The 20,681-nt window shown below is 56.6% G+C and carries 15 protein-coding genes; 6 read left to right on the forward strand and 9 right to left on the reverse strand.

Annotation, left to right across the window (positions count from 1 at the left end):
• Window positions 1-48: 48 nt before the first annotated feature.
• The 4 genes from ACP5OT_RS07565 to ACP5OT_RS07580 all read right to left on the reverse strand — a co-directional run bounded on the left by ACP5OT_RS07565 (window position 49) and on the right by ACP5OT_RS07580 (window position 4,130).
• Entirely contained in the window at window positions 49-1,215 is a 1,167-nt protein-coding gene (locus ACP5OT_RS07565) for a sugar phosphate nucleotidyltransferase (protein WP_424674874.1), read from the reverse strand.
• 67 nt (window positions 1,216-1,282) lie between these two features.
• Window positions 1,283-1,867, reverse strand: a complete 585-nt coding sequence (locus tag ACP5OT_RS07570; protein ID WP_424674873.1) for an ANTAR domain-containing response regulator — start codon at window positions 1,865-1,867, stop codon at window positions 1,283-1,285.
• Window positions 1,868-2,084: 217 nt separating this feature from the next.
• Complete coding sequence (locus ACP5OT_RS07575; RefSeq protein ID WP_428131798.1) at window positions 2,085-3,173, reverse strand: dipeptide epimerase; 1,089 nt, start codon at window positions 3,171-3,173, stop codon at window positions 2,085-2,087.
• A 15-nt stretch (window positions 3,174-3,188) separates the two neighbouring features.
• Window positions 3,189-4,130, reverse strand: coding sequence for a DMT family transporter (locus ACP5OT_RS07580; protein ID WP_428112238.1), 942 nt, complete (start codon window positions 4,128-4,130; stop codon window positions 3,189-3,191).
• A 59-nt stretch (window positions 4,131-4,189) separates the two neighbouring features.
• Here ACP5OT_RS07580 and alr point away from each other — a divergent pair, with 59 nt between their 5' ends.
• From alr to ACP5OT_RS07600, 4 genes are all read left to right on the forward strand, one after another.
• Window positions 4,190-6,625 (forward strand): alanine racemase, encoded by a 2,436-nt coding sequence (gene alr / locus ACP5OT_RS07585; protein WP_428131800.1) that lies wholly within the window; start codon window positions 4,190-4,192, stop codon window positions 6,623-6,625.
• 114 nt (window positions 6,626-6,739) lie between these two features.
• Window positions 6,740-7,009: a 30S ribosomal protein S15 gene (gene rpsO, locus ACP5OT_RS07590; RefSeq protein ID WP_015941250.1), complete on the forward strand. Its 270-nt coding sequence runs from the start codon at window positions 6,740-6,742 to the stop codon at window positions 7,007-7,009.
• Window positions 7,010-7,244: 235 nt separating this feature from the next.
• On the forward strand, window positions 7,245-9,512 hold the full coding sequence (gene pnp / locus ACP5OT_RS07595) for a polyribonucleotide nucleotidyltransferase (RefSeq protein ID WP_428131801.1): 2,268 nt from the start codon (window positions 7,245-7,247) through the stop codon (window positions 9,510-9,512).
• Between the two features lie 60 nt (window positions 9,513-9,572).
• A complete protein-coding gene (locus tag ACP5OT_RS07600) occupies window positions 9,573-10,412 on the forward strand; it encodes an alpha/beta fold hydrolase (protein WP_428131802.1) in 840 nt (279 codons plus the stop codon).
• Between the two features lie 6 nt (window positions 10,413-10,418).
• On the opposite strand, the gene ACP5OT_RS07605 is transcribed toward ACP5OT_RS07600, so the two are convergent.
• The 5 genes from ACP5OT_RS07605 to ACP5OT_RS07625 form a co-directional block, all read right to left on the reverse strand.
• Window positions 10,419-11,288, reverse strand: coding sequence for an ABC transporter permease (locus ACP5OT_RS07605; RefSeq protein ID WP_424674867.1), 870 nt, complete (start codon window positions 11,286-11,288; stop codon window positions 10,419-10,421).
• A 49-nt stretch (window positions 11,289-11,337) separates the two neighbouring features.
• Window positions 11,338-12,318, reverse strand: a complete 981-nt coding sequence (locus tag ACP5OT_RS07610) for a 2-dehydropantoate 2-reductase (RefSeq protein WP_424674866.1) — start codon at window positions 12,316-12,318, stop codon at window positions 11,338-11,340.
• Window positions 12,319-12,342: 24 nt separating this feature from the next.
• Complete coding sequence (gene coaA, locus ACP5OT_RS07615; protein ID WP_424674865.1) at window positions 12,343-13,299, reverse strand: type I pantothenate kinase; 957 nt, start codon at window positions 13,297-13,299, stop codon at window positions 12,343-12,345.
• Between the two features lie 199 nt (window positions 13,300-13,498).
• Window positions 13,499-15,013: an acyl--CoA ligase gene (locus ACP5OT_RS07620; protein ID WP_424674864.1), complete on the reverse strand. Its 1,515-nt coding sequence runs from the start codon at window positions 15,011-15,013 to the stop codon at window positions 13,499-13,501.
• A 32-nt stretch (window positions 15,014-15,045) separates the two neighbouring features.
• Window positions 15,046-16,656, reverse strand: coding sequence for a gamma-glutamyltransferase family protein (locus ACP5OT_RS07625; RefSeq protein ID WP_424674863.1), 1,611 nt, complete (start codon window positions 16,654-16,656; stop codon window positions 15,046-15,048).
• Window positions 16,657-17,118: 462 nt separating this feature from the next.
• Between ACP5OT_RS07625 and ACP5OT_RS07630 the strand changes: the two genes are divergently transcribed.
• Together ACP5OT_RS07630 and ACP5OT_RS07635 are read left to right on the forward strand one after the other, a co-directional pair.
• A complete protein-coding gene (locus ACP5OT_RS07630) occupies window positions 17,119-19,488 on the forward strand; it encodes a RelA/SpoT family protein (RefSeq protein WP_424674862.1) in 2,370 nt (789 codons plus the stop codon).
• 16 nt (window positions 19,489-19,504) lie between these two features.
• Window positions 19,505-20,431 carry an A/G-specific adenine glycosylase gene (locus ACP5OT_RS07635; RefSeq protein ID WP_428112229.1) on the forward strand — a complete coding sequence of 309 codons (927 nt, stop codon included), beginning with the start codon at window positions 19,505-19,507 and terminating at the stop codon, window positions 20,429-20,431.
• Window positions 20,432-20,681 lie beyond the last annotated feature (250 nt).

Here is a 20,681-nt window from a genome sequence, read left to right on the forward strand (position 1 = left end):
GACAACCGGTCAGGTTCTGTTATCTGATGACCGGTTGCCGTCCTGTGATTAGCGGACGATGCTCTCCGGTGGTATCACCGTCTGTGGGGCAACGACTGCTCTGGCGGCGATAATGGCTCCGCGCGTGCGTAAATCGGCGGGCGTGAGGAGGTTGTTGACTACAGCAGCCGGTTGGGTGGCAGTCGCAAACGATTCAAGCACGGCGTGGTGACCAACCTGTGCTTCATCGTCGAGCCACGAATGACTGATGGCGGCTGACGCACCGACAATGGCCTTTACTCCGATGACTGAGCCACCGATCATTGCGCCGGCGCTAATAGTTGCGCCGCTCTCGATGGCCGACGCAATGACCAACGCGCCCGGTCCAATGACGGCGTTCTGCCCGATGACCGTCGGTCCGACGATTCGGGCCTGGGCATCAATCACCGCACCTTCACCGACCACAACCGCACCCTCAAGCTCGGCGTGCTCATCAACTCGCGCATTGACGGCAACATACGGCTCTGATCTGACCTGGGCCATCCGTGCGAGCAAGAAGCGGGCTGCTAAAAGAGCTTCCCACGGTGTTCCAACCGGAATCCAGTATCCGGTGCAGACATGGCAAGCTACCGGGTGGTGAGCGGACAACAATGCGATGAGATCGGTCAGTTCGAGTTCGCCACGCGGCGAGGGAACAATCTGGCGAAGGAGTGGGAAGACTTCCTCATCAAAGTGGTAAATGCCGGGGTTGGCGAGTGCATCCGGTGGTGGATCGGTCGGTTTTTCGATGATCCGATAGACGAGGCCGTCCTGGACATCGAGGATACCAAATGAACGCGGATCGGCCACCGGGAGGCCGGCCACGGCATACCGATAGCGACCGACTCCTATGACATCGGCACGGTCGATCAGATTATCGCCGTAAAGCAGGTAGAACGGTTCGTCGATGGGGGCGGCGGCTAGGAGTGCTCCCGCCGTACCGTTGATCTCGGTTTGGTGAACGTAATGTAGTGTCATCCCGCGATACGTATCTCCGAACGCGGCTATGAGCTGTTCGGCTCGATAGCCGACGACCAAGGTTACCCGTTCAACCAAGCCGACCAGTTCATCGAGGATGTGGGCAAGAAGTGGTCGGCCTAAGAGCGGAATAAGTGGTTTAGGACGGTGATCGGTGAGTGGACGAGTGCGGGTTGATGCACCGGCGACTAAGATGACGGCATGGCGTGCAGCAGGCATGGCATCCTCCTCCTACGGAATGCTCCGCTCTTCAGGATACCATGAGGGATGTCGCCGCGCGATGTCTTTAGCTATGATCCGCCAGTTGGTCGGTCAACAAGATGGCCTGAGCCACTTCACGCATCGTCTTGCGGGTACGCATTGCCAGTTGCTGAATCCGGCGAAAGGCTTCGATTTCACTGAGACCATGCCGTTCAATGAGCAAGGCTTTCGCACGATCGATCTCTGTGCGGGTATCGAGACGGTTACGTAGCGCAATCATCTCGTTGCGGCGCTTCTGATAGACGTTCCAGCGGGCCAGCACCACCTCAATGTGCGGCATTAATTCGGTATCGCGAAATGGCTTTATCAAGTAGCCAAACACACCCGCACGTCGTGCCCTATCGATCACCTCGTGCGATGGTGAACTCGTTAGCAAGACGACCGGCGCCAGGCTTTCGCGAGAGATAACGGTTGCCGCTTCAAGGCCATCGAGGAGCGGCATTTTGTCATCAAGTAGGACAAGATCAGGCCGCAGTTGGCGGGTCATTGCTACGGCTTGCTGACCATCCAGCGCTTCACCGACAATCACATAGCCGTGCGCGAGTAGTGCGTCACGCAGGCCTTGCCGGATCGATATTTCATCATCGGCAATCAAGAGTCGCGCTGTCATGCATGCTCCTAACAATAATACGCACCTATCACTGCAACGGTGCAGAGTAGGTGGCAACAATGCGGCTGGCTATTCTTATGCAAGTATAACGTACAGGTGTAGCGAGGGCTATAGCTGAATTGCCTAATGTGTCATGGACAAGAGGAACAAGCGTGTGGGGTACGGCTCGTACAAGAGCGTTGCTTCATTCACGGGGATGTGCTATCGGCGTGGATTATCAGCCGTTGACCATCACTATCGGTTCGACGCCGTGGCCGGCGGTAATGTGGCTCAGATCGATCACACCGCCACGCATTTGAAACCCGCCGTGGAATGGATTTTCGGCTAAAAAGAGAGGTGTGTCGAGATCAACAAAGCGAAAACCACCCAAACCGGCGGCAAAATGGGCCGACATCGTCATTGCGAGGATCGACTCGACCATCCCACCGATCATCAAGCCGAGACCGGCAGCACGCGCAATCGCTGCCATCTCGAGCGCCTCGACTACACCGGTCTTCATCAGTTTAATGTTGATAACATCGGCGGCGCGCTCGTGCGCAATGCGCAGCACACGCAATGCACTCGTAGCCATCTCATCGGCGGCGACGGGGCTACCGCCCCACTGCACCAACTGGCGCATCCCGACCCAGTCATCTGCCGGTACTGGCTGCTCGATGAGGACCGGTACGATCTGTTGCAAGCGTAGCGCACCGAGCAATTCGAGCATTGTCTCGGCGCTTAAACCACCGTTACCGTCGAGTATGAGGGGGGCGTCAGGAGCCACAGCACGAATAGCGGTAATCCGGGCAAGATCGTGCCGGAGATCACTGCCACTGATCTTTACCTTGATCTGGCGGATGCCCCGTGCCAGAATGTCAAGGGCTGCGATGGCTGCTGCCTCGACTGTGCCGGTCGTGATGGTCATATCGGTTTCGAGCGTCTGACCGGCGCCACCGAAAAAGACGTACAGTGGTATGCGATAGAAGCGGGTTAGTGCGTCGAGGAGGGCAGTTTCGAGAGCGCAACGGGCCGAACCATAATCGCCGATCCGTTCGCGCAAGAGTGCGGCAATTGCCCGCCATTCACGTACATCGGCGCCCTCGATTGCCGTGCGCACCGTTTCAATAGCAGCCAGTGCATCGGCTTGCGTCTCACCATTAAACGCCGGAAACGGCGCGGCTTCGCCATAGCCGCGGATCCCGCCCTGCAATTCGAGAGTTACCAATAAATTGTAGGCAATCGCTTGCACACCACCGGCAATGCCAAAGGGACTGCGCAACGGGATGTTGAGTGGGGTGACCGTAATCGAACGGATGGTAGTCTCCATACTGCACTGCCAATCTCAGACCCGATACTGCCGACGCACATATACGGTAATGGTAGCTACCACGATCATCGCGCCTAATATTTGCCACCCATTCTGCAACTGTTCACCGAGAAGCAGCGCGGCTAAGCCCAGCGCGCTGATCAAGCGCCAACCCATGGTACTGCTCACCAGCGGCGCACCGAGCTGACGCAACGCGACAATCTGACCAAGGTTCGCGCCAAGAAGGACAAAGATCACGAATGCCGCAAAAACCAGCCAGTCTACGTAACCAATGACGGTAAACTGTTGCCACTGTTCGCCCAACAGTATACTCATCGCACCGCACGTGATAGTCAACGCGATCAGTTGAATGAGTAACATCGCTTCGGCTCGGACTTGGCCGGCAGCAGTCGCTCGTGGTACAAGGATCATATAAAGCGCGAGCGCACAGGCCGAAACCAACGCTATCGCAATTCCGATCAGATCACCAGTGGTCAATTGTAACACTGCACCACGATGGAGATCGCTACTCATCAGCAATACCGAACCGATGAGTGAAAACCCAATTGCCGGTAAGGTCAACGGCGGTAATCGCTCGTGAAAGAACAGTTTGCTGAGGAGAGCAACGATCAGTGGGGTGAGGAGCGTGATCAGTTGCACATAGATCGCGAGCGTAAAGCGGGCGGAGGTCAGATTGGTCATGGCGCGCACACTGACCACCAGTGCGAAGAGCCAGATGATGGGTGTGCGCCAGACGGTACAGTCAATGTAGCGGTAAGCAAACGGCAAGTAGACGAGCAGTGCTAAGGCATTGCCCAGCGTCAAGATGGCCATACTCGGCAGATGGCTAATCGTTTGCAAATAGCGAGCGAGCACGGGGTAGGCACCCCAGCCGGTGTGGGCAAAGAGGGCTACCATGAGCCAGAACCAAGTGACTCCGGTGCGAGTGGTGGCAGTAGCGGCAGATGGATTACTCATAACGAGTATTATAGCAAAAGTTGACTTGACGAATGATTACCCATAGCGAGGAGTCGGGTATGACCATCACACTCGCCGAACTGTTGGATGCAGGTGGTACACTGGTTGGCCCATCCGTCACCGACACCTTTACCGATTGGAGTTATGACTCGCGCTTAACTGCACCCGGGGAGTGCTTTATTGCCATCCGCACCGCCCGTGCCGACGGCCACGACTACATTCCGGCGGCGCTGGCTGCCGGCGCCCGTGGTGTGTTATGTCGTCGTCCGCCGCACGCTGCCGATAATGCAACCGTGATCGTCTGTTCTGATCCACAGACTGTCCTCTTGCGTTGGGCGAGCAATCGGCTCCGCGCATTACACCCAACGGTGGTTGCCGTCACCGGCGGTATCGGCAAGACACTCGCCCGGCGAGCCATTGCCGCAGTGCTCGCGCAGCTTGCGCCCACTTTTCAGAGTCGGCGCAATTTCAATTCGTTGTTGGGCTTACCCATCGCGCTCGCTCGTTTACGCACTCATGATCGTTATGCAGTGCTGGAGTTTGCCGGTGAGCATCTCGCTCCATTGGTTGCTGCGTTTCCTCCGCATCTTGCTGTGATCACACCGGGGGCTGATCCGCAGGCAGTGGCGTTGTTGCAACAACATGGAGCTAGCGTGCTCACTGCTCCAGCCGACGATTGCTATATCCTTGCCGATGAGTTTGCTATACGTGCAACCGACATCAGCTTCCGGCGTGATGGCGTGACCTTCATCGCACGTGGGCCGGGGCTTGAATTGCCGGTCTTCACCCCATTGTTCGGTCCACCCGGCGTGAGTGCTGCGCTAGCGGCGATAGCGGTCGGTTTGTACTACCATATATCACCCGAATCTATCCAATATGCCTTGACCCGGCTCGAACCGCCTGCCGGACGCTTGCGCCCACTGCGGGGCAAAAATGGCGAGATGATCCTTGATGATAGTTTTAATGCAACATTGCCGGCGATGATGGCTGCTTTACAAACATTGGCGGCGCTACCGGCGCAACGGCGAATTGCCGTCTTGGGTACGCCGGCTGAACTGCCGGCCATCGACCCGACACCGATGTTGAGTGAGCTTGGTGGGCAAGCCGCACGCAGCGCCGATTATCTCGTCCTCAAGGGAACGGGGGCTGCCACCATGGTACACGCGGCACGTTTGGTCAAGCCGACCATCCCCATTCACGTGGTTGATACCAATACTGCTGCGCAAATGTCGCTCCCAAGCGAACGTGGGGCCGGCGATCTGGTTTTGCTCTGTGGTGGCGCCGGTGAACGTCTTGAACAAGTTATTGCACCACTGCTGGCCGATGACGAACTACCGGCGGATTGTCTTGTACGGCAAGAACCGGCGTGGCGCAGTGTACGGATCGGCGATCCGGGGCGTCCGACGTGGGTGTATCTTGACCTGACCGCTATCGCCGATAATGTGCGCGCGTTACGGCATCATGCAGGCGTACCGCTCATGGTGGTGCTAAAAGGTGATGGCTACGGTCACGGGGCTGCTCGGGTCGCACGGGCAGCGTTAGCGGCAGGCGCCGAGATGTTAGCAGTGGCCACGGTTGGTGAAGGTCGTAGCTTACGTGCGCAAGGCATTAGCGCGCCGATCCTGGTGTTGGGCTACACACCGCCGTGGCAAGTGGCCGAAGCAATCCGGCTGGATCTGATGGTCACGCTGTTCGATGACGACACGGCACAGGCGCTCAGTACTGCTGCGCTCGAACTCGGTCGTTCAGCACGTGTGCATATCAAAGTAGATACCGGTATGGCTCGGCTAGGATTACCGCCTGCTGCCGTTGGCCCATTCCTCCATTACCTACGTGACCTACCCGGTATCGAGCCGGTTGGTCTCTACACCCACTTTGCCCGCGCCGACGAAGCCGATCCGGAGCCGACCAAACACCAGTTGCGTCTCTTGCAAACCGTTCTGGCCGAAATTACTGCGGCCGGTTTGCGTCCACCGCTCGTGCATGCCGCCAATAGTGCGGCTACCCTCCGCTTTCCGATGACCTACTTCGACATGGTGCGACCCGGTTTGGCGTGTTATGGGATCGCGCCAAGCCCGGTGGTGCCGCTTTTATCCGGTATGCACCCGGCATTAAGCTTCTACAGTGAAGTAGCGCAGGTCCGTGAACACCCTGCCGGAACTCCCATCTCGTATGGTGGCGCCTACGTCACTTCACGTCCATCGCGCATCGCTACCATACCGGTCGGTTACGCCGACGGACTGCGCCGTTCGCCGGCGTGGCGTGAAGTGCTCATTCGCGGTCGCCGGGCGCCAATTGTCGGACGGATCTGTATGGACTACGCCATGGTCGATGTCACCGATATTCCCGGTGTGCAACGGGGCGATCCGGTGACCATCATCGGTCGGCAGGGTGAGGAGGTGATCGGTGTTGATGAGATTGCCGGGTGGCTTGGTACCATCAGCTACGAAGTGCTGACCGGTATCTTGCCACGGGTACCGCGCGAAATCGGATAACACGTGCGCGACATAAGTTGGCAAAACACAACGATTATGTTATAATGGCGATGACTATATAAGGAACGCCGGGCTGCGCCGGCCCGTGCGCGATTACACGAGGAGGAACCGCTCGTGGCGCTTGAGAAAGAAGAAAAATCACAGATCATCAACAATTATCAACTGCACGAGACAGATACCGGTTCGCCCGAAGTACAGGTTGCTCTCTTGACCGAGCGCATTAACCAGCTTATCGAGCATCTGCGTGTCCACATCCACGATCACCATTCACGGCGTGGGTTGCTCAAACTTGTCGGGCGACGACGACGGCTGCTCAATTATCTCCAGTCTAAGGATCGCGAGCGTTACCGCAAGGTGATTAATAGCCTCGGTCTGCGCCGCTAGTATGATAGAGGCAACCGTCAGTATGAGATAGGTCACAGAGGGCGCCAGCGGCATCTGCCGCCCGGCGCTCTTTGCTTGTCAGTTGTGAGGCGCGGTGGTTCGGGATTGGCGTATGCGTATACGATAGGTGCGTATACGCCAGTGCCGAACTCCGCGCCAAGGCCGATACAATGCGGCTATCTGAAAACAGGTGGGCGCATCGGTGCGCCCCGCTAGGCAGGAGTAAGAACGACGTATGACAGAACGGCAGATTTATACGGTCAGCGCTGAAATTGCCGGCCGTACCCTGACCCTCGAAGCGGGTCGGTTTGCCGAGCAAGCAGATGGTGCTGTGGTGGCGCGTTACGGTGATACAATGTTACTGGCCACCGTCGTATGTGCCAAAGAGGCTCGTGAGGGTACCGATTTCTTCCCGCTCACCGTCGATTACGAAGAGAAGATGTACGCGGTGGGCAAGATTCCGGCTAATTTCTTCAAGCGTGAAGGCCGACCGACTACGACCGCAATTCTTATTTCACGGTTAACCGACCGCCCGCTTCGTCCGCTCTTTCCTAAGGGCTTCTCCAACGAAGTACAAGTGATCATTACCACCTTTTCCATCGATATGGAAAATGATCCCGGCCCGCTGGCGATTATTGCCGCTTCGGCAGCACTGGCGATTAGCGATATTCCCTTCGCCGGTCCGGTTGGGGCGGTGCAGATGGGTCATCTCGACGGTAAGTTGGTGGTGAACCCAAAGATGGGGGAGATCGAAAAGAGTCGACTCGATCTGGTGGTTGCCGGTACTAAGGATGCGGTGCTGATGGTCGAAGCCGGTGCGTATGAGCTGAGCGAAGATGAGATGCTCCAGGCGGTCATCGAAGGTCACGCCGTCTGCAAGCAAATCTGCGAATTGCAAGAGCAACTAGTGCAGCTCTGCGGTAAGCCCAAACGGCCTTTCATCCCACCCGTAGTTGATACCTCACTCGAAGAGTCTATCAGTGCATGGATGGGTGACCGGTTGCGCAAAGCCGTGCGCAGCCCGGTGAAGCAGGATCGTGAGGCTCAGACCGAAGCGCTAAAGGCGGAGGTAATCGCTCACTTTACCGCCGATGAGCCGGAAGAAGAGATACCCAACCGCATCAAAGAGGTGAGCAAGGCGTTCGAGAAGTTACTGAAAGATGAGGTGCGCAACGCGATCCTCGATGAAGGTATCCGCGTTGATGGCCGCGCTCTTGATGAGATTCGCCCGATCAGCATCGAGATTGGGGTCGTACCACGAGTTCACGGCTCAGCCGTCTTTACTCGTGGTCAAACCCAGGTGCTTACTATTACGACGCTTGGCTCACCGGGTGATGAGCAGAAAGTCGATGATCTTGGGATCGAGACGACGAAACGCTACATTCACCACTACAACTTTCCGCCGTTTAGCACCGGTGAGATCCGCCGCCTCGGTACGCCGCGCCGGCGCGATATTGGCCACGGCGCGCTCGCCGAACGTTCGTTGTACGCGGTGTTGCCGAGCGAAGAGGAGTTCCCGTATACGATCCGGCTCGTCTCCGAAGTCCTCTCCTCAAACGGTTCATCGTCGATGGCCTCGGTCTGCGGTTCGTCGCTCAGCCTGATGGATGCCGGGGTGCCGATCAAGGCACCGGTGGCCGGTGTGGCAATGGGCCTCATTACCGGCGAAGATGGGCGCTGGCGGGTGCTGACCGATATTCAGGGGATCGAGGATGCACTCGGCGATATGGACTTTAAAGTAGCCGGGACGGCCAACGGTGTGACCGGTTTGCAGATGGATATTAAGACGACCGGGATCACCTACGAGATTATGCGGCAGGCGTTTGCGCAGGCCCGCGCCGGTCGGTTGTTTATCCTGGAGAAGATGAACGCGGTGATTAGCGCGCCTCGCCCAGAGTTGTCGATCTATGCGCCACGTATTATGACGATCCAGATTCCGGTGGATAAGATCGGCGCGCTGATCGGTCCTGGTGGCAAGACGATCCGCAACATCTGTGATACAACTGGTGCGCAGATCGATATCGAAGACGACGGGCGTGTCTTTATTACTGCACCTGATGGTGAGGCCGCTAAGAAGGCAATCAGTATGATCGAGGGCCTTACCCGTGAGGCGAAAGTTGGTGATATTTTCCTCGGTAAAGTGGTGAGTATTAAGCCGTTCGGTGCCTTTGTCAACATTCTACCGGGTAAGGACGGCATGGTACACGTGTCAGAGCTTGACGAGAAGCGGGTAGAGAATGTCGAGGACGTGGTCTCGCTTGGTGATGAGATCAACGTGATGGTGATTGACATTGACCGTAATACCGGCAAGATCAGTCTGAGCCGACGCGCGGTACTCACCGGCGAGACACCTGAAGCACGCAAGGCAGCCGGAGCAGCCCCCCGCCCACGTCCTCGCGAGGAACAGCGTGGTAGTCGTGACGAGCCGCGTAGTTTGCGTGAAGAGTTACGTGGGCCACGCCGTGATGGTGAACGCCCGCGTCCGCGGCGGCGTGATGAGTAACGTCACGAGCATTTGGTCATCGGGTTTACGTCATCTTCGTCTTGCCACATAACCACAGCGATGATCACACACTCCGCTGCAGCAATCTATCGTGAGATCGGGGGTTATGGCCCCCGTCTCATCCATATCGCGCCGGCCAATGGCTTTCCACCGGAAGCCTATGTCCCTCTCGCCGCCGGCTTAGCGCCTTTGGGGCGCATTATCGGCTACCGGCCACGTCCGTTGCGCGTCGATGGTGACGCGGAACCGGGAGGGACATGGCGCGATTTGGCTGCCGAACTGGTCACCGATTTGCAGGCGGTCGCGTCCCAGCCGGTCGTTGGGATCGGCCATTCACTGGGCGGAATCTTAACCCTCTATGCCGCTGTCGCGCGTCCCGATCTGTTCCAGGGATTGGTGCTCATTGATCCAGTGCTCTTCCGTCGCCGTCTGCAAGTGCTGATCTGGCTGTTGCGTAAAAGTGGGCAAGGGTATCGTTTTCCCCTCGCTCAAGGTGCATTGCGCCGTCGTGACCATTTTGCCAGCATCGATGAGGCACGGCAGCGTTGGCAAGGGCGTGGTGTCTTTGCCGATTTTACCCCCGATGCGCTTGAGGGCTATCTCAATGGTGGCCTCCGTCCGCACGGCAATGGCTACACGCTCGCGTGGCCCAAACGTTGGGAATCACACATCTTCGCTTCATCACCAATCGATGCGTGGCGTGATTTACGCCGGTTGCAACGACCGCTCCTGATTGTGCGTGGGACACGTTCTGAGTTGATAACCGATTCGGTCTGGAAACGACTACGGCGGGTGGTTCCCCACGCCACGCTGGCCGAAGTGGAGGCCGGACAAATGTTGCCGATGGAACGACCCGGCGACGTGGCAGCGATTATTGCCGATTGGGTGCAGCGGTTGTAGGTTGGACTACGCTTCGCTCGGTTTGATCCGATGGATCGCCGATGCTAGGGCAACACCGGTGATGAGCAGGGCCAGCCCTGTATAGACCAGCCATGGCGACGGTACGGTCAAATCACCCACCGATGAGGGCACGCTCCACAACCAGATCCCAGAACCGGTTTCGAGACTGGTTGCCGTGATACCGAGCGCGATAAATGGGTGCAGGCAGAGAAATAACCCCATGGTATAGACATACAGTGGGGTTGGCGCACCGTTAAAGGCGCCGACCAAGGTAGAAATTACGAAAAAGAGGAACGGTACCAGCAACAGAATGGCTATCACGGTACCTTGCGCCGTCACCGTTGCGCCTAATGTCGAGTGCATCACCGTTGACCAAAAGAGTCCGATTGCTGCGTAACTCACCGCCGTCACCAAGAGACCGACCACCCCAATCAGCAATTCTTGGGCCGTGACACCACCGAAGATAAGGGCAAAACCGGCGATCGGTAAAGAGGCCATAATCAAAAGGAGCGCAAAGGCAATCGCCGAAATCAACTTGCCGGTCACAATTTGCCAGGGTGATAAGAGTGAGGTCATCAACAGATCGTAGGTCTGGCGCTCTTTTTCGCCGACAATCGCGCCGGCAGTTAGCGATGGTGAGAGAAAACAGACTTGGATCAAGGCTGCGATCATCACCGTAAAGAAGATAGTTTTGCCGATAATTCCTGACGTATTGGGATCGTTCAGGCTGGCCGAAGTGACGAAGACGGCGTAGATCAGCAAGGTAATCGCACCGATAATGGTCAGATACGCGGTAAGAATCAACCATGCATTGCGTCCGCGAATCCGGCCAAACAGTTCACGGGTTAATACAGGGTTAGCAATCAGATCGTTCATGGATGTTCCTTGATCGGTGTGACTCTGCAATCGCATGATCCCACGGTCGTTACGAACCACAATTAACGCGGTCGAGTAACGATGTTACGGCGTAGATAGCCCGAATCGTCGGGGCAGGAACACCGGTCAGATCGGCTAATTCGACCACTGCACCCAACAGGGCATCAATCTCGGTCGGGCGCTTGGCCTCAATATCCTGCAACATCGAAGTTTTGTGTGCTCCGATCTCTGCGGCCATCTGAAGACGTTGCTCGATAGAGACGAGAAACCGTACACCGAGTGCTTCCGCCACTTGCTGAGCCTCAGCCATCATCGTTGCGGCGAGGGTATGGGTGCCTCGATCGGCAATAATCCGGTCGAGGGTGGCGCGGGTCAAGGCACTAATTGGGTTGAGCGAGAGATTACCCCACAGTTTGAGCCAGATTTCATTGCGAATATCGGTTTTGACCGGGGCGCGTAAACCTGCCGCTGCGAGCAGTTGACTGAGACGCCGTGTGCGTTCGCTCCGACTACCATCGGGTTCGCCGAGCGTGAATCGATTCCCTTCAATATGCCGAATGACGCCGGGCTGCTCGATGATGGCTGCCGGATAGACCACGCAACCGATGACCCGTTCGATTTCGGTATGGGCAGCAATCACCCCACCGGGATCAACTGCTTCGATTCGGCGCCCTTCGTAGGGACCACCATGCCGAAAGAAGTACCACCACGGAATCCCGTTTTGGGCAAAGACCACCGCCGTATCAGGGCCGTACAGGGCGCGCATCGGTGCGACGAGCTTCGTTAACGAGTGGGCCTTGACCGTTACGATAACCATATCGTGTGGGCCGGCGACGGTCATATCATCGGTGGCGAGTGTTGGACGGACCACCTCGCGCCGACCATCACCGTACACGATCGTGACGCCATGCGTTTGTATAGCGGCCAAATGTGCTCCACGCGCAATGAGTGTGACCTCAGCACCGGCCTGCATCAGTTTTGCCCCTAGCCAGCCACCGATTGCGCCGGCTCCCACAATACAAATCCGCATAGTCTCCTTACCTGTATCTATCACTTACAACTTACGCAAATAGACGCGCTCGAGTTCGTGGCGTGGACCTTTCACGAGAATGAGGTCAGCGCTCCAGCGCGTCGGCTCGATGTTTTGCTTGAGGTTAACATAATTAATCTCGCGCCAGATACGCTGTGCGGTCGCAATGGCTTCGATCTCGCTCAGATCGGCGTAACGACGAAAATAAGACGACGGATCGCGGAAGGCGGTCTGACGCAAACGCAAAAACCGTTCAATGTACCATTGTTCAAGGTCGCGTTCATTAGCATCAACGTAGATCGCAAAGTCAAAGAAATCCGATACGTAGAGCTGTGGTTCACGCCGCGTATTCATGCCACGCTGCAAGACATTCAAGCCTTCAACGATCAGCACATCGGGATGATCGACTACTTGGAATTGATCGGGCACAATATCGTAGATCAGGTGTGAATAGACCGGCGCGAAGACGGGGCCGTAGCCTGACTTAATATCGGCCATGAATTTCAACAAGCGTCGTCGGTCGTAGCTCTCCGGGAAGCCCTTTCGGTGCATGATTCCCCGTTCTTGTAAGACGCGGTTGGGATAAAGAAAGCCATCGGTGGTTATCAGATCGACCTTAAGGTGATAAGGACTGCGCGAGAGTAATGCCTGGAGAATACGGGCGGTGCTGCTCTTACCTACGGCAACACTGCCGGCTATCCCAATCACATAAGGCACGCGGGCTGTCGCCGAGCCAAAAAATGTGCTGGTTGCTTGGTACAAACGGGTGGCATTGTCGTAGTAGAGTTGGAGGAGGCGCACTAACGGCAGATAAATGTCGGCAACATCCTCGATCGAGACGCTATCGTTCAGGCTCACGAGAGAGTCGAGTTCATCGGCACTAAGTGGCAATGGAGTGCCGTTGCGTAACGCTGACCATTCTGCGCGTGAAAAACTCAGGTATGGTGAAAGACGCTGTTCCAGTTTAGGCTTGGGGATCATGCCACTTCCTGTTTGGGTACGCCGGAGTCGGTGGCCGGCAGAGTTGTTGTCTGTGACGGGCGCATTCACGAAGCGCTAACTGTTGTATGATACCGCACTTCTGATACAAATGATGGTGTCGTATACAGCCTACCGCTGTATATGTTGGGTTGCACGTGCGGTCAACATAATATACCCCGATAGGCTGTTGGTGCTTTCATTATGTTAAGCCTAAAGTCTTCGCCATAGTGATCCGTTGCAGCTTACCGGTAGCGCCGCGCGGCAACGCACTCAGAATATGGATGGCGCGTGGTACCTTGAAATCTGCCAGCAGGCGAGCGCAGTGATCGCGCAATTCACGCTCGCTTGCGCTCATCCCTTCACGCAGCACCACTGCTGCATGCACCTCTTCTCCAAGGGTTACATGCGGTACGGCAAAAGCTAATGCCTCGGCGACTGCCGGATGACGGAGTAGCACATCGTCGATTTCGAGTGGAGAAATCTTCTCGCCACCGCGATTGATCAGTTCCTTGATCCGACCGGTCAGACACAGATAACCATCTTCATCCAGATACCCCTGATCGCCGGTGCGGAACCAACCGTTGACGAAAGCGGTGGCATTCGCTTCCGGGTTGTTTTCGTACCCATCAACGACGTTTGGCCCACGCACTACCACTTCACCCCTAACCCCGTTCGGCAGAAACTGACCGTTGTCGTCCATGATTCCCACGTCGACCCCGAAGCCAATCCCAACCGAACCGGGTTTACGTCGACCGGGTGGCAAGGGGTTGGAGGTCATCTGATGAGAGGCTTCGGTCATCCCGTAGCTTTCGAGGACCGGCGCGCCAAAGACCGCTTCCATGCGTTCCATCACCACCGGCGGCAACGGCGCACTCGATGAGCGGATGAAACGGAACCGGTGCGTGGCGATAAGTGTAGCGTTACGTTCGGCCCGGGCCAGCAGTACTTGATGCATTGTCGGAACTGCCGAGTACCACGTGGGTCGAGTTTGCTCGACCCAGCTCCAGAACTTAAGACCATCGAACCCAGGGGGGCAGACCACGGCACCACCGGCAGCCAATTGACTAAGCAGTGATGCAACGATACCGTGAATATGGAAGAGTGGCATCACACACAGCGAACGGTCGGCGGGACTAAGCTGATAGGTCGCGATGATATTATTCGTCGAAGCGACCAGGTTACGGTGACGGATGGGAACCCGCTTTGGTCGGCTGGTTGTCCCACTCGTATGCAAGATCATGGCAACATCGTCTGGTTCAGCAACACCATCACGCCGCGGCGAACCGGCGGTGTCGGTGGTTGTGAAGGTGAGGTGACCGGTGGCATCGAGAGCGGCTTCGATCAAGATCATGCCTGGACGTAACGCAGCGCGGGCCTCTTCACCTTCACCAGGGGGAACAATGAGGGCGCGGGCATTGGTGTCTTCGTAGTAGAAGGCAAACTCATCACGACGATACTTAGGATTCAGCGGCGCTGCCGTTGCTGCGGTAGCAGCGGCCAAAAAGGTGATCGCCATAGCCGGCCCATTCCCAAGCGCTATCGCGATTCGGTCACCACGTCCGAGGCCATGGTGTTGCAACCAGGCGACCAATTGCTCGACCTGTGAACGGAGATCGGCAAATGTCCATATCGGACCATCTGGCATAATCAAAGCCGGATCGCCAGGAGCACCGGCGTGTATCAGATCAAAGAGGGTTGCCCTACGGGTATTCATCTTGTCTCTTACTCCTGCCAGTCCACACATATCTACCAACCGATTGCCAACCCATCGCACCGTGGCTCCGTCCCGGCTACATAACTACCACTCGCCAGCCGCCAGATGACCTGTCCACGACCAAATCCGCCCAATTCACTCTCAACCACCACCTGATGACCACGAGCGGTGAGGCCTTCGATCACGTGGCGCGGGGTCTCCAATTCGAGCCGTAAGGTACCGTCGCGTTCCCAACGCCAGCGCGGGGCATCGAGCGCCGCTTGCGGATGCAAGCCGTAATCGAGGGTGTTGACGATCACTTGCACGTGACCTTGGGGCTGCATATGGGCACCCATAACGCCAAAGGGACCGATGGGTAAACCGTTTTTACTCAAAAAGCCGGGAATAATGGTATGGAACGGACGCTTGCCCGGCGCAACCCGATTAGGATGATCGGGATCGAGCACGAACCCATAGCCACGATTATGCAGCGCGATGCCGTATTCCGGTACAACCACGCCTGAACCAAAACCCATATAGGTCGATTGAATCATGCTCACCATCATCCCATCGCGGTCAGCCGTTGCAAAATAGACGGTGCCACCTTGCGGTAAAGCAGCCGGCCCATAGCTTTGGGCGCGTTCACCGATCAACTGCCGACGCGCTGCCAATCGCTCACGATTGAGCATTTCGTTGACCGGTATGGCAACTTTTGCCGGGTCGGCAACATAGGCGAAGGCATCGGCAAAGGCCAGCTTCATTGCTTCAATCTGCCAATGGAATGAGGCTGCCGACTCCCGCGGCCAGCGGTTCAGATCAACGTGATCGAGAATACCCAGCGCCATCAGCGCCGCGATCCCTTGCCCGTTGGGTGGAATTTCGTGAACGGTATAGCCACGATAATGGATGCTAATCGGTTTCACCCATTCCGAACGGTGACTAACCAGATCGGTTGCCCGCAACAATCCGCCGGTTGCGCGCGCGAAGCGGTCAATCGATTCAGCAATCTCGCCTTGGTAAAACACATCAGTACCGTGGCGGGCAATGAGCCGCAGTGTGCGGGCGTGGCCGGGACTGACAAAGCGTTCGCCGGGACGTGGCGCACGGCCATCAATGCTGAACGTAGGTAAAAAACCCTCAAACTCAGGGCCACGACGGATATGAGCGGCTGCTACACCACGTGCCCAGAAATAGGCGACCATCGGTGGTACCGGCGCGCCATCTTCGGCATAGCTGATTGCCGGTGCCAATACCTGTGCAAGGGGCAACCGTCCAAACCGTGCGTGCATGTCGCCCCACAACCGCACCACTCCTGGTACGGTCACCGGCCACCAGCCATACATTGGCATCTCCTGATAACCGGCTGCCGCTAACACCTCTGCCGATAGACCGGCGGGAGCAGCGCCTGACCCATTGATACCGTACAGGGTATCACCGGCCCAAATGAGGGCAAACCCGTCTCCACCTAGTCCGTTTGACGTCGGCTCAAGCACTGTCAAGGCGGCGGCGGTCGCGATGGCGGCATCAACCGCGTTCCCGCCGGACTGGAGGATCTGCATCCCAGCTTGTGAGGCTAAAGGATGGCTGCTGGCAACGATACCGCGTTCGGCAATAACCGGCACCCGGCGCCCAGGATAGGGAAAGTGGTGCAGGTTAAGATCCATGGCAAGGCTCCTTTGCACACAAGACACACCACGAATGAGATATTTGATTATACAACGAATACCAGAGGTGTCTGACAGCTGGTCAGATACGGCGGGGAACGGCAGAGCAGTCATGATACCGACAGTATTTGTGGGAGATGCAATATTTTTCGTCTTGAAACAATGCGTCAGCTTGACATACCTGTTAGCCGGTGTTATCCTAACATAGAGAGACAATTGGTTGTGATCGCTGATGATCGTTGTGAAAGGATGCGGCCTGGCGTTGCACGCCGGGCGTTTTTGATCAGATGTCGTAACCGATGCAACTATAATCGAGGAACACTCACCCGTCCTCGTAACGAGTGGTAGGCCATTGTTAGCCAACGATGCGAGCATTGCAGATAGATACCGGGGACTTCAACCAAACGTGCGGGTTTGTCTTGGTGATGGCTCGCAAATCGCCTACATCAAGGAGCGGCTATCATGGACGATGTAATAACTACCGATCAATCCCCCGATACAATTACAGACGCACCGGATCGTCCAACGTCGCGTGATGAACTTCCCCCTCCAGCCGATCTCCTGTTACAGCACAACGTTATGCTCCTCATTGTTGAGCAACAAAAACGTCGGGGGTGTCAAGCATCGCTCGAAACGGTACAGGCCGATTTTATCAGTGCCTATCACTCGCCATCGGTTGAAGCGCTTATTTATCGCCACCGCGAATACCTCCCCTCCGCCGATTTCGATCTCATCCGCCGCGCCTACGCTCTCGCCGCTGTTGCCCACGAAGGCCAACGACGCCAATCGGGCCAGCCCTACATCGATCATCCAATTGAAGTTGCGATCATTTTGCTCGATTTACGGCTCGATACCGAATCGATTGCTGCCGCGCTGTTGCACGATGTGGTCGAAGATACCGGTGTTCCGATTGAGGTGATCGAGCGCTTTTTCGGCAAACAAGTCGCGAATTTGGTTGACGGCGTTACTAAACTTTCCGGTTACGAAAATAAAACGAAAGAGGAGATACAGGCCGGCACCTACCGTAAGTTAATTATCGCTTCGGCTGACGATCCGCGGGTCGTGCTGATCAAATTGGCCGACCGCCTGCACAACATGCGCACGATCCATGCGACGCCCCCCAACAAACAGCAGCGAGTAGCCCGTGAGACGCTCGACATCTACGCACCGCTCGCACACCGTCTCGGTATGTGGCAGATGAAGTCGGAGTTGGAAGATCTCGCGTTTAAAGTCTTGCACCCCGACCGGTATCAAGAGATAGCACGTGGGCTAGCCATGCGTAAAGAGGCGCGCGATCGGATCGTGCAACGGGTGATAGCGCAGTTGAAGGAGGCCTTGGCGCGCGAAGGGATCAAGGCTGAAGTCACCGGACGATCAAAACACATCTATTCGATTTGGCGCAAGATGGAGCGCAAAGGGGTGCCGCTTGAGCGTATCTACGACCAACTGGCCGTGCGCATTATTGTCGATGATCCCAACAACGACGTGGGGGCTTGCTACCAGGCGCTGGGTGTTGTCCATAGTAAGATGAACTGGACGCCGGTGATGCAAGAATTTGACGACTACATCGCTGCCCCTAAAGAAAGTTCGTATCGCTCGATCCATACTACCGTGATTTTGCCGGAGGGGCTACATTGCGAAGTGCAGATCCGCTCGCGCAAAATGCATGAAGAAGCCGAGCACGGGATCGCTGCGCACTGGCGCTACAAAGAGGGTTTTAATACTCGTAGTGATAAAGATTATGAAAATAAAATTCGCTGGTTGCGAGAGTTGATCTCGTGGCGCAATGAGACGACCGACAGCGAATTTATCGACATGCTGCGCGCCGAGTTTGAAGAGCGCGTGTTTGTATTTACACCAAAAGGAAAGATTATCGATCTGCCCGAGGGTTCCACCCCGATCGATTTTGCCTATCGTATTCACTCTGAAGTTGGGCACAATTGCATTGGCGCCAAAGTCAACGATCGGATGGTGCCGCTCGATTATGAGTTGCACAGCGGCGAAATCGTCGAGATTCTGACCGCGAAGACGCCACGTGGGCCAAGCCGCGACTGGCTTCGGATCGTGAAGACTCCCTCGGCGCGCAATCACATCAAGCGCTACTTCCGCCGGCTCGAACGCGAAGAGAATATCGCTGCTGGGCGGGAGATGTTGGAGAAAGAGTTAAAGCGCGTTGGGCTGACCCATGTGAGCTTTGAGAAGCTGGTTGAGTTGGCCGGGCCGACGGTGCGCTCAGTTGAGGATCTCTTTTACCAAATCGGGGTTGACGACCTCAACGAGCGGACTCTCGTGCAGAAGTTGTTGGCCTCGCAGGAGACGGTGCCCGAATCGGTCGCTGTGCCGACGCCCACCCAGCCCTCGGCGCGCGTCAGTGCTAACGGTGAAATCTATCTCGATAAAAACGTGAAGATACCTTCACGCATCGCACGTTGTTGCAATCCGGTGTTTGGTGAGCCAATTATCGGTTTTACAACTCGTGGCCGCGGTGTTACCGTCCATCGTGCCGATTGCCGAACTATTCAGCATCTCAGTACTACCGAGCGTGAACGGCTCATGCCGGTTTGCTGGGGCAGCGCGACGGGGTCGAATCAGCAATTCCCGGTGCCACTACGGATTGAGGCGTGGGATCGGGTTGGTTTGTGGCGTGATATTTCTAACGTGATTGCTGAGGCCGGGATTAATATCACCGATGTTAATCACGGCAAACGCCGAGCGAATGGACGCACGGTCTTGAATGTCACGGTTGCGCTACAATCGATGACCCAACTGTCACCGCTCATCGAAAAACTCAACCGCATTCCTGACGTAATCGACGTATATCGCAAAACGTAGCACCAACCGATTGGGCATGATTGAGCAAATCCGTTCCGATCTGCTCCGCTGGTTTCATTCCTCCGCCCGTGACTTGCCTTGGCGACGAACTCGCGATCCGTATGCGGTTATGGTCGCCGAAGTGATGCTGCAACAGACGCAAGTCGACCGGGTAATTCCCAAGTATCAGGCATTTCTCAGCGCGTTTCCTACCGTAGCCGCCTTGGCCGCCGCGCCGACCGCCGAAGTGATCCGGTTGTGGGCTGGGCTGGGCTACAATCGGCGTGCGGTGAATCTGCAACGGGCCGCTCAAGTGATTATGGAGCAGTATGGGGGGCAGGTGCCGTCGGCAGTGGCCGATCTGCGCGCATTGCCCGGTATTGGCCCTTATACTGCTGGCGCGATAGCCTGTTTTGCTTTTGAGCAGGATGTGGCCTTTCTCGATACCAATATTCGCCGGGTGGTGCGACGATTGTGCGTTGGTCCCGATGACCGAGCCACGCCCTCCGACGGGGAGTTGTTGGCACACGCTGCGGCTCTGATTCCGCCGGGACAGGGTTGGACATGGAATCAGGCGATTATGGAGTTGGGTGCTTTAATCTGTACGTCGACGAACCCGGCGTGTTGGCGCTGCCCAATCCGTAGCTATTGCCGGTCCTATGCCACTGCGATTGCCGATGATGCGGCGCTGGTTGCGACAATGATGTCACCGCCGCTTAAGCGAGTCGCCGAATCGCGCACTCCTGAGCCATTTGTCGGGTCACGCCGTTGGTACCGTGGCAGAATCATCGCTGTACTGCGCGAGCTGCCCGCCGGTGAAGTATTACCGTTGCCGATCTTAGGAGAACGGATACGCGCCGACTTTACCCCCGATCACGAACCCTGGTTACAAGGACTGGTGGCCGATTTGGCCCGCGATGGGTTGCTGGTGATGACCGAGGAAGGGGTGTGCTTGCCGCAGTGAGTTGCGATTGTCGGGTGATGAGGATACGTCTTCGCTGTTGCATCGGGTCGGTGTGGGAATCTCCGCTCGGTCATTACGTGTACGAACCTGCCTCTCGCTACCCTATGACAAAAACTTCATCACAATGACAACAAGTCGTATGATGGTCGTTGCTTACGTTTAGTGCGATAGTAGATATACTAGGTAGTATATGTCGTTCAATTGACTCGCTGAACGCCGTACTTCGGCTCGTCTAGCGGCTCTGAATAAG

The sequence above is a fragment of the Chloroflexus sp. genome, from assembly GCF_049970315.1.
GTDB lineage: Bacteria > Chloroflexota > Chloroflexia > Chloroflexales > Chloroflexaceae > Chloroflexus.

Excerpts from the sequence above, each read along its gene's own strand:
- ACP5OT_RS07580 (WP_428112238.1), bottom strand. The coding sequence starts at position 4,130 with ATGAGTAATCCATCTGCCGCTACTGCCACCACTCGCACCGGAGTCACT.
- ACP5OT_RS07635 (WP_428112229.1), top strand. The coding sequence starts at position 19,505 with ATGATTGAGCAAATCCGTTCCGATCTGCTCCGCTGGTTTCATTCCTCC.
- ACP5OT_RS07575 (WP_428131798.1), bottom strand. The coding sequence starts at position 3,173 with ATGGAGACTACCATCCGTTCGATTACGGTCACCCCACTCAACATCCCG.
- ACP5OT_RS07605 (WP_424674867.1), bottom strand. The coding sequence starts at position 11,288 with ATGAACGATCTGATTGCTAACCCTGTATTAACCCGTGAACTGTTTGGC.
- pnp (WP_428131801.1), top strand. The coding sequence starts at position 7,245 with ATGACAGAACGGCAGATTTATACGGTCAGCGCTGAAATTGCCGGCCGT.
- ACP5OT_RS07620 (WP_424674864.1), bottom strand. The coding sequence starts at position 15,013 with ATGAATACCCGTAGGGCAACCCTCTTTGATCTGATACACGCCGGTGCT.
- ACP5OT_RS07625 (WP_424674863.1), bottom strand. The coding sequence starts at position 16,656 with ATGGATCTTAACCTGCACCACTTTCCCTATCCTGGGCGCCGGGTGCCG.
- alr (WP_428131800.1), top strand. The coding sequence starts at position 4,190 with ATGACCATCACACTCGCCGAACTGTTGGATGCAGGTGGTACACTGGTT.
- coaA (WP_424674865.1), bottom strand. The coding sequence starts at position 13,299 with ATGATCCCCAAGCCTAAACTGGAACAGCGTCTTTCACCATACCTGAGT.
- ACP5OT_RS07630 (WP_424674862.1), top strand. The coding sequence starts at position 17,119 with ATGGACGATGTAATAACTACCGATCAATCCCCCGATACAATTACAGAC.
- ACP5OT_RS07565 (WP_424674874.1), bottom strand. The coding sequence starts at position 1,215 with ATGCCTGCTGCACGCCATGCCGTCATCTTAGTCGCCGGTGCATCAACC.
- ACP5OT_RS07570 (WP_424674873.1), bottom strand. The coding sequence starts at position 1,867 with ATGACAGCGCGACTCTTGATTGCCGATGATGAAATATCGATCCGGCAA.
- ACP5OT_RS07600 (WP_428131802.1), top strand. The coding sequence starts at position 9,573 with ATGATCACACACTCCGCTGCAGCAATCTATCGTGAGATCGGGGGTTAT.
- ACP5OT_RS07610 (WP_424674866.1), bottom strand. The coding sequence starts at position 12,318 with ATGCGGATTTGTATTGTGGGAGCCGGCGCAATCGGTGGCTGGCTAGGG.